The organism is Brevundimonas sp. TWP2-1, assembly GCF_049897645.1.
Lineage (GTDB): Bacteria > Pseudomonadota > Alphaproteobacteria > Caulobacterales > Caulobacteraceae > Brevundimonas.
This window is the reverse complement of sequence record NZ_JAFCWR010000001.1, coordinates 1,425,975-1,441,399: the sequence shown is the minus strand read 5'-3', so window position 1 is coordinate 1,441,399 and position 15,425 is coordinate 1,425,975. Positions and strand designations below refer to the sequence as shown.

17 protein-coding genes are annotated in these 15,425 nt (G+C 66.1%); 9 read left to right on the top strand and 8 right to left on the bottom strand.

Annotated features, from left to right (window positions below):
- Positions 1-9 precede the first annotated feature (9 nt).
- Complete coding sequence (locus ACP7BH_RS07145; RefSeq protein WP_425982604.1) at positions 10-633, bottom strand: carbonic anhydrase; 624 nt, start codon at positions 631-633, stop codon at positions 10-12.
- 153 nt (positions 634-786) lie between these two features.
- Here ACP7BH_RS07145 and ACP7BH_RS07140 point away from each other — a divergent pair, with 153 nt between their 5' ends.
- Entirely contained in the window at positions 787-3,129 is a 2,343-nt protein-coding gene (locus ACP7BH_RS07140; protein ID WP_425982606.1) for a hypothetical protein, read from the top strand.
- A gap of 3 nt (positions 3,130-3,132) precedes the next feature.
- Here ACP7BH_RS07140 and uvrC read toward each other — a convergent pair whose 3' ends face one another.
- From uvrC to ACP7BH_RS07120, 4 genes are read right to left on the bottom strand one after another with little or no spacing between them, the layout of a single operon-like run.
- A complete protein-coding gene (gene uvrC, locus ACP7BH_RS07135; RefSeq protein WP_425982607.1) occupies positions 3,133-4,998 on the bottom strand; it encodes an excinuclease ABC subunit UvrC in 1,866 nt (621 codons plus the stop codon).
- A gap of 16 nt (positions 4,999-5,014) precedes the next feature.
- Positions 5,015-5,461 carry a DMT family transporter gene (locus ACP7BH_RS07130; RefSeq protein ID WP_135193410.1) on the bottom strand — a complete coding sequence of 149 codons (447 nt, stop codon included), beginning with the start codon at positions 5,459-5,461 and terminating at the stop codon, positions 5,015-5,017.
- Complete coding sequence (locus ACP7BH_RS07125) at positions 5,458-6,039, bottom strand: hypothetical protein (protein WP_425982609.1); 582 nt, start codon at positions 6,037-6,039, stop codon at positions 5,458-5,460. The genes ACP7BH_RS07130 and ACP7BH_RS07125 overlap by 4 nt, the downstream gene beginning before the upstream one ends.
- Positions 6,040-6,081: 42 nt before the next feature.
- Positions 6,082-6,552, bottom strand: a complete 471-nt coding sequence (locus tag ACP7BH_RS07120; RefSeq protein WP_425982611.1) for an NUDIX domain-containing protein — start codon at positions 6,550-6,552, stop codon at positions 6,082-6,084.
- Between the two features lie 174 nt (positions 6,553-6,726).
- On the opposite strand from ACP7BH_RS07120, the gene ACP7BH_RS07115 reads away from it, so the two are divergent.
- The 8 genes from ACP7BH_RS07115 to ACP7BH_RS07080 all read left to right on the top strand — a co-directional run bounded on the left by ACP7BH_RS07115 (position 6,727) and on the right by ACP7BH_RS07080 (position 11,904).
- Entirely contained in the window at positions 6,727-7,920 is a 1,194-nt protein-coding gene (locus ACP7BH_RS07115; protein WP_425982613.1) for a DUF262 domain-containing protein, read from the top strand.
- Positions 7,921-7,960: 40 nt separating this feature from the next.
- Positions 7,961-8,530, top strand: coding sequence for a hypothetical protein (locus tag ACP7BH_RS07110; RefSeq protein ID WP_425982615.1), 570 nt, complete (start codon positions 7,961-7,963; stop codon positions 8,528-8,530).
- A 283-nt stretch (positions 8,531-8,813) separates the two neighbouring features.
- Complete coding sequence (locus ACP7BH_RS07105; protein WP_425982618.1) at positions 8,814-9,584, top strand: SDR family oxidoreductase; 771 nt, start codon at positions 8,814-8,816, stop codon at positions 9,582-9,584.
- A gap of 3 nt (positions 9,585-9,587) precedes the next feature.
- Entirely contained in the window at positions 9,588-9,986 is a 399-nt protein-coding gene (folB, locus tag ACP7BH_RS07100) for a dihydroneopterin aldolase (RefSeq protein ID WP_425982621.1), read from the top strand.
- An 83-nt stretch (positions 9,987-10,069) separates the two neighbouring features.
- Positions 10,070-10,744 (top strand): hypothetical protein, encoded by a 675-nt coding sequence (locus ACP7BH_RS07095; RefSeq protein WP_425982623.1) that lies wholly within the window; start codon positions 10,070-10,072, stop codon positions 10,742-10,744.
- A 10-nt stretch (positions 10,745-10,754) separates the two neighbouring features.
- On the top strand, positions 10,755-11,138 hold the full coding sequence (locus ACP7BH_RS07090) for a hypothetical protein (RefSeq protein ID WP_425982625.1): 384 nt from the start codon (positions 10,755-10,757) through the stop codon (positions 11,136-11,138).
- 53 nt (positions 11,139-11,191) lie between these two features.
- Entirely contained in the window at positions 11,192-11,476 is a 285-nt protein-coding gene (locus ACP7BH_RS07085) for a GNAT family N-acetyltransferase (RefSeq protein ID WP_425982628.1), read from the top strand.
- Positions 11,477-11,529: 53 nt separating this feature from the next.
- The gene (locus tag ACP7BH_RS07080; protein ID WP_425982631.1) at positions 11,530-11,904 is read left to right on the top strand and encodes a hypothetical protein; all 375 of its coding nucleotides are present in this window, start codon (positions 11,530-11,532) and stop codon (positions 11,902-11,904) included.
- Here the strand turns inward: ACP7BH_RS07080 and ACP7BH_RS07075 are convergent.
- The 3 genes from ACP7BH_RS07075 to mdoH form a co-directional block, all read right to left on the bottom strand.
- Positions 11,901-12,887 carry an SDR family oxidoreductase gene (locus ACP7BH_RS07075; protein ID WP_425982634.1) on the bottom strand — a complete coding sequence of 329 codons (987 nt, stop codon included), beginning with the start codon at positions 12,885-12,887 and terminating at the stop codon, positions 11,901-11,903. The two genes, ACP7BH_RS07080 and ACP7BH_RS07075, sit on opposite strands and share 4 nt — an antisense overlap.
- A 74-nt stretch (positions 12,888-12,961) precedes the next feature.
- A complete protein-coding gene (locus ACP7BH_RS07070; RefSeq protein WP_409714189.1) occupies positions 12,962-13,279 on the bottom strand; it encodes a hypothetical protein in 318 nt (105 codons plus the stop codon).
- Positions 13,280-13,390: 111 nt separating this feature from the next.
- Complete coding sequence (mdoH, locus tag ACP7BH_RS07065) at positions 13,391-15,355, bottom strand: glucans biosynthesis glucosyltransferase MdoH (RefSeq protein WP_425982637.1); 1,965 nt, start codon at positions 15,353-15,355, stop codon at positions 13,391-13,393.
- Positions 15,356-15,425: the final 70 nt, after the last annotated feature.

The window sequence follows — 15,425 nt, the reverse complement described above, 5'->3', positions numbered from 1 at the left end:
CCTTGACATTCAAGCCAACGGTTCGAACCGCGGCTTGTCGGTCATCACGGTCAAGGCGCCCTCCGAGATGCCGAAATGCAGGCCGCTGAGCTTCAGGTCGCCTCTGGCTTCGCGCTCGGCGATCCAGGGGAAGGTGCGCAGGTTTCGGATCGACAGGCGAACGATGGCTTCCTCGGCCGCGCGTTCCAACTGGTCGTGGGCCACGGTCTCGGCGACGTGCTGGACCACGGGCGTGCCCTGGGCGATCCACGGGCCGACGAAGTCGGCGACGATGTCCGGCGCGCCGTTGATCATGGCGTTGACCCCGCCGCAATGGGCATGGCCCATGACCACGATGCGCTTGACGCCCAGCACCTTGACGCCGAACTCCAGCGCCGCCGAAACGCCGTGCAGCTTGCCGTCCGGTTCGTAGGGCGGAACCAGATTGGCGACGTTGCGCAAGACGAACAGCTCGCCCGGCTTGGCGTCGAAGATCAGCGCCGGATCGGCCCGGCTGTCCGAGCAGGCCACGATCAGGGTGTGCGGCTTTTGGCCCTTCGTCGCCAAGGCCTCATATTCTGCATGGGCCGTCGGCCAGTGCTCGGCCCGGAAGCGGCGGTAGCCGGCGGTCAGTTCGTCTTCGTGGCTGGTCATGGCGCTACCTCTAGCGGGCGTTGGAGAGGCAAGAAAGGTGCGATCATCACGGCTTTTTTGTCGTCCGTTTCGTCTATCGGCGCCACACAACTCTCGGCGGTCTGCATGCCACAGGCATGACCATGACTGATTGTCGGCAAAAGGGGGGATTTCATGCGGGGATTGATGCGGGTCTTGATCGGGACGGCTCTCGCGGCGGTCGCCGCCGCGAGCGAGGCGCAAGATTCGCCGCTTTCACGCCTGGGCGGCATGATCGTGATGCGGTGTGAGGCTGGCGACGCCTTATGCGCAGCGTTGGAGGAAAAGACGCGCAGACTGTCGCGCCGCGACCCGGCGGAGGAAGCACGAGCGGCGGTTGCGGCCGGAGACTTTCGACCGGCGGCGGTGCAAGCTTTCGGTCCTGGCGGCGGGTCCTGGGATCTGCCGGGCCTTGATTGCCGCAACGCTGTGGGGCGGGAGCAGGTGGGCAAGTGGCTGGCCTACGACGACTACATGACCGAGGCGGAGCTGCGACATACGGAAGCCGCCACGCGCTTCATCGAACGCTACAACCGCGCCCTGGTCGAATCGCCGGCTTATGCGGACAAGGACATTTGCGCGGTGAAGGGGCGCCGCCGCGCCGACGCCTATAGCGGACAGATCGTCGACTATGCAGCGGCAGCGCGCAGCCGGCGACTGGAGACGCTGGAAGCTCTGGAAGCGGCGGGGCGCACAGACTACGCCGTGCGGGACCGATTCGAACGCAGCCCGCTGGCGTGGGCGGTCTACAACGGCGACGAAGCCATCGCCGACTGGCTGCTGGCTCGAACCCAAGACGTGACGGTACGTGAGTATGAGACGCCGCTGGCCGCGCACGCCATGGCGAACGGGCGGCAGGCGCTGGCGGCGCGGATCGTCGCGGCGGCCGGCCATCCGCCGTCGGACACCCATAGTTGCAAGTTCGAGCTGTGGGGACCGCCGCCCGAGGAAAATCGCGGCTGCACCTGGCAAGGACTGCTGATCCTCAACCGACAGTGGAGCCTGCTGGAGGATTTTCGAAAACGCGGAGGCGACCTCGGCTATGAAGGCGCTATGGCTCTACGCGAGGCGTTGGCGGCTGGCGATCTGGAAACGGTCGAGCGCATCGGCGTTCTGCCGGTTCGAGGGCGAGAGCCTAATCTGATGCCGGACCAACTGATCGCCGGATATGTGAAGGTCGGCGCCTGGACATTACTGGCCCAGGCGCAGCCCGATAGTTTCCGGACATCGGCTCGAACTCCGGCTGAGGCGGAACTCTGGGCCACGGCGGCGCAGGCCCGTCAGTGGGACGCCCTGACCTTCTTGATGGATCGCGGCGCTGACCTGAACCTGTTGTCGTCCGGCCGTCTGACAACGTGTCGTGGGATGGCCGGTGCAGGAGACGTGGCTGGTCTGTTCGCCTGTGTGCGGGACGCCCAGGCTGTGCGGGAGCGGTTCGTCGCCGCTGCCCAAGCCCGTGACGTAGAAGCGGCTGTCGAGATCATGCGCGCCGCCGCCGATCTGGAGGAGCGTCAGAAGGGGGGACTGGCGGCCGTCGCCTTCGCGACCGGGGATTCCGCCTTCGTCGGCGCCCTGGTCGAGGCCGGGCTGCCCATACTGATCGACGCCAACCCCAACACCGGCCCGATGGAGCCGCGCAGCAGCGTGCGGGCGGGCGGCTTTTACAACGGACCTCTGAAAGACGAAGTGGACCGCTGGGCGGCTGAACCGGGTCATGACGAGGCGCTGCGGGGCGTGAGTTGGGCGGCGCCGATCTCGACCGCCATTGACCGTCAGGACGCCGTCATGATGGCGGCGCTGACCCGTCGGCCGGTCAAGCATCTCGGCAAGCTGATCGTCTTTCCGATGGAACGGGCGGATACGGCGGACATGAGCTACTACCCGGGCGAGGTGGACACGGGGGCCCTGCCGACCCGACCCACGGAACGGTTGGACGCTCTGCTTAAGGTCGCGGCCCCTGCGATCCTGGCGGCGGATGGGCCGCGGGGTCTGGACGCGCCGATGCGTCACGCCGTCTCCGCCGGTTGGGACGATGTGATCGCGGACTGGGTGGCTCTGGGTTACCGTTTCTCGGAGGCGGAGCGACCGGGAAGCGTGGTGATGGCCTGGTCGGGCTTCAACGGCCAGTGCCGTCCGACTACGGCGCGTTTCCTGGCCGAGGGCGGGTTGGACTGGAATGGCGTCGATGCGTTTGACGACGCGCCTGCACCCGTCTTCTGGAGTATCGCCGCGACCTGTAGGGACCCACGCACGGTGGCCGCCCTGATCGCCTTGGGCGTAGGCGACATCAATGCGATTTACGTGAACGGCGCATCGCCGCTGGACGAGGCCGAGCAGCGCAATCGCCACGCCATGGCCGCCGCCATCCGTGCGGCCGGGGGGCGAAAGGCCGCGGAGATCGATCCCGGCCGCGTCGCAAGGCTGAAGGCCGAAAACGGTCTGGGCGACGACCCTGACCTGCGTCAGACGATGGACTGAGGCTCATGCCTTCCTGAAGAAGGCGTGGATGCGTTCGGCCAGGGGTTGGTTGATGCCGTCCACCTTGACCAGGTCCGACACCGAGGCGCGGCCGACGCCCTTGGCGGAGCCGAAGGCGTGCAGCAGGGCCTTCTTGCGGCCGGGGCCGACGCCTTCGATCTCGTCCAGCGGGTTCTTCTTGATGTCCATCGAGCGGCGCTTGGCGTGGGCGCCGTTAGCGAAACGGTGGGCCTCGTCGCGCAACCGTTGCAGGTAGTAGAGGGCCGGCGACTTCAGCGGCAGCATGAAGGGCGGTTTGCCGGGCATGAAGAACTTCTCCATCCCCGCATCGCGGTCCGGCCCCTTGGCGACGCCGACCACGGCGATGTCGTCCAGGCCCAGGTCGGCCAGGACCGCCAACACCTCGGCCAACTGCCCCGCGCCGCCGTCGATCAGCAGCAGGTCGGGGCGGACGGCGTCCTCGCCCTCTTCCTCGTCCTTGACCAGGCGGGCGAAGCGGCGGCGCATGACCTCGCGCATCATGCCGTAGTCGTCGCCGGGGGTCAGGTCTTCGCCCCGGATGTTGAACTTGCGGTACTGGGATTTCTGGAAGCCGTCGGGGCCGGCGACGACCATGCCGCCCACCGCGTTCGTGCCCTGAATGTGAGCATTGTCGTAGATCTCGATCCGCTCGGGCCGGGTCTCCAGGCCGAAGGCCTCGCAGACCTCGTCCAGGATTTTCCCTTGGGCCGAGCTTTCGGCCAGGCGGCGGCCCAGGGCCTCTCGGGCGTTGGTCAGGGCGTGGTCGACCAGGGCCAGTTTCTCGCCGCGCATGGGGCGGACAATCTCGATCTTGCGGTCGGCCTTCATCGAGAAGGCCTCCTCCAGCAGTTCCAGCTCGTGCGGGCGGACGTTGGACAGGATCAGGCGCGGGATCGGCTTGTCCTCGTAGAACTGGCCCAGGAAGGCGGCCAGGATCTCGGGGTCGGTGTCGGTCTTGTCCACGCGCGGGAAATAGGCGCGGCCGCCCCAGTTCTGGCCGGCGCGATAGAAGAAGACCTGGACGCAGGCCTGGCCGCCGTCGGAGTGCAGGGCGAAGACGTCGCCCTCGGCGACGCTGTCGGCGCTGACGGAGTTTTCCATCGAAATGGCCGAAAGGGCGCGGATGCGGTCGCGAACGCGGGCGGCCTGTTCGAAGTCCATGTCGTCCGACGCGGCCTGCATCTCCTGCGACAGGCGGCCGATGACGGCGCGCGACTTGCCGCGCAGGAACTGTTCGGCCTCGGTGACCAGTTCGCCATAGTCCTCAAGCGAGATCAGGCCGGTGCAGGGGGCCGAGCACCGCTTGATCTGGTGCAGCATGCAGGGGCGGGTGCGGGTCTCGTAGACGCTGTCCGAACAGGACCGCAGCAGGAAGGCCTTTTGCAGGGTGTTCAGCGTGCGGTTGACCGCCCAGGTCGAGGCGAAGGGGCCGAAGTAGTGGCCGGGGGTGGTGTGGGCGCCGCGATGTTTCCTCACCTGGGGGGCGCGGTGGTCGCTGCGGATCATCAGCTCGGCGAAGGACTTGTCGTCGCGCAGCAGGACGTTGAAGCGGGGCTTCAGCTTCTTGATGAAGTTGGATTCGAGCAGCAGGGCCTCGGTCTCCGACGCCGTGACGACCAGCTCCATCGACCGGGTCTGGGCCACCATCAGGCCGATGCGCTGGGTGTGGAACCGGCCCTGCGCATACTGGACGATGCGCTTCTTCAGCGACTTGGCCTTGCCGACATAGAGGCAGGACCCGTCCTCGCCATACATGCGGTAGACGCCCGGCTTGTCGGGCGCCCGACGCGCCTCGTCGGCGATCAGGGCGGCGGCCGTCAGGTTCGAATCGAGCGTCTCCTCGGTCATCCGGGGGGATATAGGCTCACGACCGCCGAACCAGAAGGACGCCCGCCAGAACCAGGCCCACGCCGGCGATGCGGCCGATGTTCAGCGGCTGGCGCGGCACGCCCAGGGCGCCGAAATGGTCGAGGATCAGGCTGAGCAGCAGCTGGCCGCCGACCATCAGGGTGATGGTCATGGCCACCCCCAGGCGCGGTACGCCCCAGGCGGCGGCGACGACGAAACAGGCGCCGTAGACCCCGCCCAGCCAGGCGTACCAGGGCAGGGCGCGCGTCGCGGCGAAGTCCGGCCGCGTGTGCATCAGGGCCGCGACGATCCCCAGCACCGTCGTGCCGACCGCAAACGAGATGAAGGCGGCGTTGACCGGCGAGGCGACCGCCGTGGCCAGCTTGGCGTTGGTCGGCGCCTGGAGGGCGGTGGCGCCGCCGGCCAGGATGACGACGAGGATGGCGAGCAGGGACGGGTTCATGGCCCCTGGCTAGCACGGCTTTCGCCGGATGCGGAGGGCGGCTTGAGGCGACCGGCGCGACGCAGGCGGCGGCGCTCGGCGCGGTTCAGGGGTTGAGGGGCGGGCGGCGTCGAAACAGGGTGCAATCTGTGCACTTCGTCCAGATCGTCCAGATCGGTCGCGGCGAGCGAAAAATCAGAGTGCAATCTGTGCACATTCTGGGTTTCGGCGGGCGGGGTTTCGGCGGGCGTTTCGGGCGCCATGGACGACAGGGTCTCGAAGATCTTGAGCCAGCGCAGGGCCTCGGTCGCCTCGCCGTGCATCAGCGACAGTTGCAGGCGACGCCGCGCCGACAGGGCCATGGCCGACAGGTCGATGTCCTCGATGTCCTCAAGCTCGACGGCGGGATCATACATATCGGGATCGTCCTGATCCTGTCGTCGCCAGCCCGCCTTGCGGGCGCGAACGCGAAAGGCCGAGAGGCCCAGGTCGTAGCGGCGGCAGACGACGCGCGCCGGCTCGCCCGCCAGATAGTCCTTGCGGGCCATGTCCCAGACTTCCTGCGAACGGACGCGATAGGCGTGGGCGGCTTGGGTCATGGGCGGACGCTGGCACGCGCCTGCGTCAGATGCGGACGTCTCTCACCAGTCGGGATCGACCGGGGCGCCGTCGAAGATTTCGGCCAGACGCGCGCGACAGCCCCGGTTCGTGTCGGCCGGCAGGTCGGAGGGCGAAAACCAGCCGATCTCGGCGATCTCGCCATGGCTGGTGCGCGCGCCCCGGTCGAAGGCGTCCAGGCGGAAGACGACGACATGGTCGCCGGGAAAGAAGCGGTCGTTGGAATGAATCGAGACCAGGCGCGGCGCCGCCCGCGCGATCAGCCCGGCCTCTTCGTGCAGTTCGCGCACCACGGCGGCCTGGGTGGTCTCGCCCCGATCCACCCCGCCGCCCGGCAACCACCAGCCGGCCAGATAGGTATGCTGGACCATCAGCACCCGCCCCTGCGCATCCATCGCCACCGCCCGCACGCCCAGCGTCTTGCCGCGCGTCAGGCGCGACCAGACGAAGAAGAGGGGACGGGTGAAGGGTTCGACGTAGATGCGCCAGGTCATGTGTGTGTCCGTCTACGAGCCGGAGCGTGTCGCCGGACCTGTTCGACCGGCTTATAGGCCGGGGGAAAGCGTAGCGGAAAGACCGGCAACTGGCTGGTTATAGTCGAAACACCTGAACCGCATTGCTCTCGCGAGCACTGTTTCTTATTACGCCAAACCCGCTAGGTTGGCCGTATGGCCAGCTATCCCGATCTCTTCTCCCTCTTCGATGAAGATCCCAGCGATGAGACGCTCGATGATGTGCGCGTCGCCGAGCAAGATGTCGCTGAAACAGTCCTTTACAATACGGATTGGACAATTGAGACCCTTTTGGGTCAAATTTCGAAGCGAAATATCGACTTAACTCCAAGTTTTCAGCGCCGTGACGCTTGGACGATTAAGCGTAAAAGTCAGTTCATCGAGTCGATGATACTGAACTTTCCTGTTCCTGCGCTGACGTTGGCAGAAATTGGACGTTCGAAAACATATATTGTAGTCGATGGAAAGCAACGCATTACTAGTCTAGCGCAATTCTTTGGTGAGATGGGCCAATCCGCTGCAAATGGCTTCAAGCTGGCCGGCCTTGAACAGTTAAGAGAGTTGAACGGGTGTGACTGGAGTAACTTGCAACGGCTACATCCACGGCATGCGACGGCGTTGGAAAACTATTCCATACGAACCAATGTCATCCGGGGATGGAAGGCGGACGATGTCCTTTACAGTATTTTTCTGAGGCTCAACTCCGGCAGCGTGAAACTTTCGGCTCAAGAGTTACGCCAAGCGCTCTCGCCGGGACCCTTCTCGAACTTCATCATGGAATATGCCGAAGTCAGCCCCGGCCTTCGCGCCGTCTTCCCAGGGCCAGAGCCGGATTTCCGCATGCGGGACATCGAGTTGATGCTGCGCTACTTAGGCTATCGCTTCTTCCTCGAAGACTATCGCGGGCAGCTCAAGCAGTTCCTCGACATGGTTGCGAAGACCTTTAACGAAGACTGGGCGACATGGGAGCCGCGTGTTCGTGATGCCGTCGATGTGTTCGAAGCCGCCTATGACGCCAACGACTTGGTGTTCCAAGGACAGCGGTTCAATAAGTGGTCTGATGGACGTTGGGAGAACCGCCTCAATCGCGCGGTATTCGACGTGCAAATGTACTACTTAAATACTGTCGCTGACATTCCTGCATATGTGAAGCAGGGGCCGAATATCGTCCAAGCATTCCAAGTGCTCTGTGAGCAGGATCCCCTGTTTCGATCCTCATTGGAAACGACCACCAAATCCGTTGATGCGGTCGCCTACCGCCTGAAAATGTTCGGGGGTATCCTGGTTGCCCTAGGCCTCATCTCCAAAACCGTGGACGTGGACGCCAACGGTGCCTTGGTGAATGCCTGATCAGTCGGCGGCCTTCAAAACGCTGACCAGAGGAGTCGCAATGCGGCGCCTTACGCTCTTGCGTGGGCGTGACGGCAAACTAGTGGTGCCGCCTCGCGGGACTGCATGGTTTCCAAGACCACGAGAGCGATCGCTATGTGAAAGCTACGTTGCTCTCGTCGCCGCCGAGATCGAATCCTATCTCGAAGCGATTGCAACACGTGCGCTGGACGCGCACCTCAATGGAATGACCGCGTCCTTCATGGCCGAGTGTGGTGCCAGCCAAGATTACTGCTCCAAGGTAGCGGCAAAGACGAAGAAGTGGTCGGGTAACAACAACACGTCTTGGGCCAAAGTCGGTGACACATTTGATTTCATAGGGCTCCCACAGAAGGTCTTTCCTGTAGGCTTATGGGACGAAATCGACGCAATCACCCTAGAGCGAGGAAGTATAGTTCACGAGGGCGTGGGTTTACGTCAAGTCGCGGATCCGCGAGAGATTTTAGAAAGGATCGAGCGTTTCATGACCTTGGTCAGAAAGTTTGACGAAGTCTACGAGATCTGGATAAGCTCGCTTGAGACTGAAATCGACCGTATGAAATCCAGTTCCATCGCCTTTCCGGAACTTTAGGCATTATTGCAGTTTGCACAAAAGGTTTTCTCAACTGCCCCAATGGGTCGGCGCTGCGTGAACTGGATCTAGGATCTTGAGCCGATTGGCGAGTTAGCAAGCCGAAATATGCCACGAGCAACTTCGTTCTCGATTCGGCCTCCCCGGCCTGTCCCCGCTTGAACCCCGCCCCATCCCGCTCTAATCGAACACCAACAACAGGAGCATCCCATGCTGGCTCTCGGCATCATCTTCGGCTTCGTCGCCGTTCTGGCGGCTTTCAATGCGTTCGAGTTCGGTCGGGTTGACTGAGACGAGCACGCCCGCGTCGCATCCGGCGAGGGGCGTCGCCCTGGTCACGGGCGGGGCGCGGCGGATCGGGCGGGCCATCTGTCTGAAGCTGGCCGAAGCCGGGTTCGACGTGGCGATCCATCATCATGCGTCGGGCGAGGACGCCCGGACCCTGGCCGACGAGATCGCGGGCCTGGGGCGGCGCGCGTGCCTGTTGCAGGCGGACCTGACGGACGAGGCCAAGGTGCGGGCGCTGGTTCCGGCGGCGGCGGAGGCGCTGGGGCCGGTCGGCGTGCTGGTCAACAACGCCTCGGTGTTCGAGGACGACCGGGTCGGCGGGCTGACGCGCGACAGCTGGGACCGGCATGTCGAGACCAATCTGAGGGCGCCCATCGTACTGGCCGAGGCGTTCGCGGCCCAGGCGGTCGAGGGGGCCATCGTCAACCTGCTGGACCAGAAGGTGCTGAAGCCGGATCCGCGCTTCTTCTCCTACAGCCTGTCGCGCAATGGGCTGTGGTGGGCGACGCAGACCCTGGCCCAGGCGCTGGCGCCGGGCATACGGGTCAATGGGGTGGGGCCGGGGCCGACCCTGCCGTCGATCCACCAGACGCCCGAGGAATTCGCCGCCGAGGCGCGCGCCACCCTGTTGCAGACGCCCGGCAGCCCCGAGGCGGTGGCCGAGGCCGTGCTGTGGCTGATTGACGCCCGCATGGTGACGGGCCAGATGATCGCCGTCGACGGGGGCCAGCATCTGGCCTGGCGCACCCCCGACATCCAGGAGTAGCGCGTGGTTGCATCCTCTCACGTGACGCCGTTTCCGGCGGACGAACCTCTGCGTTTCGAGCGGCTGAGCGTGTTCGTGCGCGGGCTGGAGGTCGAGGCCGGGATCGGGGTCTATGACCACGAGCAGGGGCGGCTGCAGCGGCTGGTGATCGACGTGATGCTGGAGCTGGAGCCCCGGCCCATCGAACGGCTGGGCGACACCATCAACTATGAGACCGTGGCCAATGCGGCGCGGGCGATTGCGGCCGAGGGGCATGTCGGGCTGGTCGAGACCTTCGCCGAACGGCTGGCGCGGGCGTGCCTGGAGGACGGCTGCGTGCAGCGGGCCACGGTGCGGATCGAGAAGCCGGGGGCGTTGCAGGGCGTGATCGCGCCGGGGTGCGAGATCGTGCTGGGGCGGTAAGGGCGGTTGCGTCGAAACTGACGGACGGCCATTGTCGCGACCTTGAGTCCAGCCGGGCGTCCGGCGTGTGAGAAGCGATGTTCATGGCCGAGCCCGGCGATCCGAAAGACCCTGCGGTCCCCAACGACGATCACGATCACGACGCCCAGGTCGGCTTCGTCTCGCCGGCGTCGCTGGCCGGGCGGGCGCGGGCCCCGGAGCCCGTCGCTCAGGATGCGCGCGAGCCGGACCTGTTCGATCCGCCTGAGCCGGGCCCGTTCGACCTGTCGGGGCAGATGACGCGGCCGACGGCGCCGTTTGCGCCAAGGCCTGAGATGAGGCCCGAGCCTACGTCTGAGCCGAGCGTGGAGACGCCCGTCGCGCCGACGCCCGTGACCCGCGCCATGCGCGAGCAGATGACGTCCGACGCTGCGCCGCGCCGCGAGGGGCCGGCCGTGCCGATGCGGCTGTATGCGATCTATGTGCTGATCCTGCTGGCGGTGCCGACGCTGGGCGTGTCGTGTCTGGTCGCCTTGCTGGCGGTGATGCGGCGCGACGGGGCGACGGACGCGCTGGAGCACAGCCATGCCGTCTATCAGCAGCGGACCCTGTTCGGGACCGTCGCTGCGGCGGTGGTCGGGGCGATCCTGGTGGTGGTCAATATCGGCGTGCTGGTGCTGTTCGCCCTGGCGATCTGGGTCTTGGCGCGCGGCGCGTTCGGGGTGCTGAAACTGAAGAGCGGTCAGGCCGTTCCCAATCCTCGCAGCTGGCTGTTCTGAAGGACCGACGATGACCAACGAACCCAATTTCATCGCCGGACGCGAGTCCGAGGGCAAGGTCGGGGCGCTGATCGCCTGGGCGCTGTTCATCCTGTCGATCCCCAGCGCCAACGTGCTGGTCCTGGTCGGGCTGGTGGTGTCCTATGTGACGCGCGGGACGGCGACGGGCGTGGCGCGCCAGCATATCGACGCGCAGATCGCGCTGTTCTGGTCGGTGTTCTGGTGGACCATCGCGGCCTGGGTGGGGATCGCGATCAGCGCCCTGGCCTCGCTGGTGCTGATCGGCATTCCCTTCCTGCTGCTGTTCCTGCTGGCCTGGTTCCTGCTCAGCGTCTGGTTCACGATCAAGAGCGTGATCGGCCTGCTGAATCTGCTGAACAACAAGCCTATCTGAGCCTTACGGAACGTCCGCGCGGCTCCGGCGGTTGATCCGTAAAGGAGAGACGCATGGGACAGTTCAAAGACGTCGAGGGCGACAACCGGTTCGAGCAGGCGTTCGACGACGACAAGGGGTCGGGCCTGGTCTGGGCCGACTATGCCGTGAAGGGCGACGCGCGGATGATCCTACACGTAGAGGCGGAACAGTCGCTGCGCGGATCGGGCGCGGCGGGGCGGTTCATGCAGGCGATGGCCGAACATGCGCGCGAGACGGGGCTGAAGCTGTTTCCGCGCTGCAGCTACGCCGTCGCCTGGCACAAGCGGCACCCCGACTACGACGACGTGCTGGCCTGAGATCGGCGCTTAGGTCGCAGGGCGGATCTGCAGCCGGGCGCTAAGGTCGGCGCATGCAATTGATTGGACAGGCCTGGGTGTATCGCGTCGGCAATTCGGTGGTGCGAGCGGAGAACGCCTTCACCTGGGTCGGATGGGCGCAGGAGCGATTGATCGTCAATGAGGAGCCGGTCCGAACGGCCGGCGGCTGGTTCGGTCTGTCGCGCGACTTCAAGGAAGACTGGCTGACGCCGACCGGAGAGGGCGAACTGGCGATCACGCTGCGCGCGCACATCAACGGCGTCAGCTGCCTGGCGATGCTGGAAGGCGTGGAGATCGAGCCGGAGGCGTTCCTTCAAGCCCGTTGGCGCGGCGTCAGGAACGCCTGGGCGCCAGCGGAGGCGTGGGCCCCCGCCGGCAAGAAGGGATGGATCGTCGGCGTTCGCTAACCCCCGGAATAGCCGCCGATGATGGGTAGGATCTCGCCGGTGATGAAGCTCGACATCTGGGGAGAGGCCAGGAAGACGTAGGCGGGGGCGATTTCCTCGGGCTGGGCCGGGCGTTTCATCACCGTCTGGGCGCCGAACTGCGAGGTGTCTTCGGCGTCCTTGTCGGCGGGGTTCAGCGGGGTCCAGACCGGGCCGGGGGCGACCACGTTCACGCGGATGCCGCGCGGGGCCAGATGGGTGCCCAGCGACCGGGCGTAGGCATGGATGCCGCCCTTGGTCAGGGAATAGTCCAGCAGATCCTTGTTGCCCTGAAGCCCCGTGACCGAGCCGGTCATGACGATGGCGCCGCCTGTCGTCATGTGCGGGACCGCCGCCTTGGTCATGTTGAAATAGCCGTAGAGGTTGGTCTTCAGCGTGCGGTCGAAATGTTCGTAGGTCAGGTCCTCGAAGGCGCTGACGTGTTCCTGGAAGGCGGCGTTGGGCACCAGGACGTCCAGACGGCCGAAGGCGTCCAGCGTGGCCTTGACGGCGGCCTCGGCGAAGGCGGGATCGGCGACGTCGCCCTTCAGCACCACGGCGCGGCGACCCTCGGCCTCGACGGCGGCCTTGGTGGTTTCGGCGTCGGCGTCCTCGTCCAGATGGCAGATGACGACGTCGCAGCCTTCGCGCGCAAACAGGACGGCGACCGAGCGGCCGATGCCGGAATCGGCGCCGGTGATCAGGGCCGCGAACCCGTCCAGCTTGCCCGAACCCTTCCAGAAGGGGGCGTCGTACATCGGGGCGGGATCGAGCGCGGCCTCGTCGCCGGGCTTGGTCTGATGCTGTTTGGGGAAGGGCGGGACGGGATAGGGGCGGGCGCCGGCCTGGACCGCGCCGGACGGTTTGTCGTCGCCGGCCGCCTGATCCTTGGCGTCGATGTCGCGCTGGATGGCGCGTTCGTGGTCGGCGACATCGTCAGCGCGCGCGTGGGTTTGGTCGTCCATGGGAGGCTCCTGAAGATGGGGGTCTTCAGGTAGCGGACGAGGGGGCCGGTCGTTCCTCCGGCTCAGGTTGGGTTTTAGCCGACGCGGTGGACGATGGTCTTGATGGTCTCGGCCTTGGTGGGCAGGTCGGCGGCGAGGCGCGAGGCGATCTCGCGGGCGCCGACGGGATAGGCGTCGCCGCCATCGGCGATGGCCCGGGCCTTGGCGGCGGCGTCGAGCAGCAGCTTCTCCAGCGCCTCGATCTCTTCCAGGGCCAGGGAATGCGCCTCCATCTGCAGGCGTTTGACGCGGTCGGCGGTGGTTTCGGGCGCGCGCATCAGATCATAGACGGCGGATTCGCTCTCGACGATCCGCAGGTCGGGCTTGGTGTCGGCGCTGGTCTTCTTGGTCATGGAATCGGGTCCACAGCAGGAGCTGAAAATCGAAGGTGGACGCGATCCCGTCACACGTCGAGCTTGGCCGTAACGGTTGTGGCGACACTGTGGCCGCCACGCATCGGTGGCTTAAAGCTCGGGTGCGCGGGCCGGGACCATGGCCGGGGCGGCGACGGGGGCCAGGACGCCGCCGGCGACCGCACGCAGCGGCGAGCGCGGCGTGTGCAGGACGGCGGGATTGACGCTGACGCCTTCCTGGACCGGGGTGACCAGATAGCCCTTGGCGGCCAGGGCGTCGCCCGAACGGACGCGCGAGGTCCAAACGACGATGGGCGCGGCCAGCAGCAGCGGCAGGACGATCGGGGCGAACCAGGTGGCCAGGTCGGGGCGGACGCACAGCGGGATCATGAAGCCGACGCCGACGATCATCTGCCAGCGCATGGCGCGGAACGCATCGGACCAGGCCAGGCCATCGGCCTCGCGCTGCTGGGTCGACCAGCCGGTGTCGTGACCCGAGACGATCTGGATGAAGGCCTTGGTGTTGGCGACCATCAGGATGGGAGCCAGGATGGCCGACAGGGCGATCTCGGCCGCCATGCCCTTGGCGATGGCGCGACGGCCGCCGAAGGCGCGCAGTTCGGCCGGGCGGCTGAGCACCAGGGCGGCGCCCATGAACTTGGGTCCGATCAGCAGCACGCCCGACAGGAAGGAGGCCAGCATGAAGGGGGTGAACTGGGGGTTCAGGATGTAGAAGAAGCTGGACCAGTCGACCGGATAGAACATCTGGATGAACAGGCCGACCATCAGCGACGCCAGCCACAGGGGCGACGACAGATAGGCCATGCAGCCCATGGCCAGCTGCAGGCGGCTCATGGGCGACAGGCCCTTGGCGCCGATCAGGCCCAGGTGTTGCAGGTTGCCCTGGAACCAGCGGTGGTCGCGGCGGATGAAGTCGGTGATCGACGGCGGGGTCTCTTCCCACGATCCGTCCAGGGCGGCGGTGACGTGGACGGCCCAGCCGGCGCGGCGCATCAGGGCGGCCTCGACGACGTCATGGCTCATGACGTGACCGCCGAAGGGCTTGCGGCCCCTCAGATGCGGCAGGCCGCAGCAGGCGGCGAAGGCGCGGGTGCGCAGGATAGCGTTGTGGCCCCAGTAGCTGGATTCCGAGCCGGTCCAGTAAGCGAGACCCGCTGCGGCGACGCGGCCGTACAGGCGCACCGAATACTGAGACACGCGGGCGAAGATGGTGCGGGCCTTGATGATGACCGGAGCGGTCTGGATCAGGCCGATGCCCGGATTGCGTTCCATGGCGTCGACCATGCGCAGCAGGGTTTCGCCGGCCATGGTGCTGTCGGCGTCCAGAACGATCATGTTCTCATAGGCGCCGCCGAAACGACGGACCCATTCGGCCAGATTGCCGGCCTTGCGCTCGGCATTGTCGGTGCGACGGCGATAGAAGGCCTTGGAGTTGGCGGCCATGCGGAACGACTGGAACACCGAACGCTCGTCGGCGGCGGCGTCTTCCTTGGTCGAATCGCTGAGCACGAAGATGTCGAAGGCCGAGGACGCGCCCAGGCGGGCCAGCGAACCATCGATCATCGCCAGGCGGGCGAAGGAGGCGCGGGCGTCTTCGTTATACAGCGGCATCAGCAGGGCCGTGCGGGTGCGCGGCAGGGGCGGGTGCGGCGAGAAGGCCAGGTCCGCCTGGTCCTTGCCGCGCAGCATGACGAACAGACCCATCAGGCCGCTGATGAACCAGCAGGAGATGGCGGTGATCAGGACCATGAAGATGCCGAAGGCCAGGATCTCGGTCCCGTCCCAGCCCTTGCGGGCATACAGGTAGAAGGGCGTGATGGCCGACAGGCTGGTCAGGGCGATGGTGCCGGCCAGCAGCATCATGCGGCGCATGGCGACGGTGCGCGGCGAGGTCGCGGGCGTCACGTCGGCGACGGCGTCGGGTGCGCTCAGAGACTGAACCGGCATGGCCAGCGGCGCCTCGTCGGGCAGCCACGACCAGCTCGGCGTGTGAGCGCCGTGGATCGTCGTCTCGATATCAGCCTGTTCGACAGGCCGGATCGCCAGCTTGTTCATGCCGCTCTGGACGCCCCCGTGTGAACCGGATGTCCTCCCGAGGGCTGGGAAGACGCGGAGTGCTGCACCG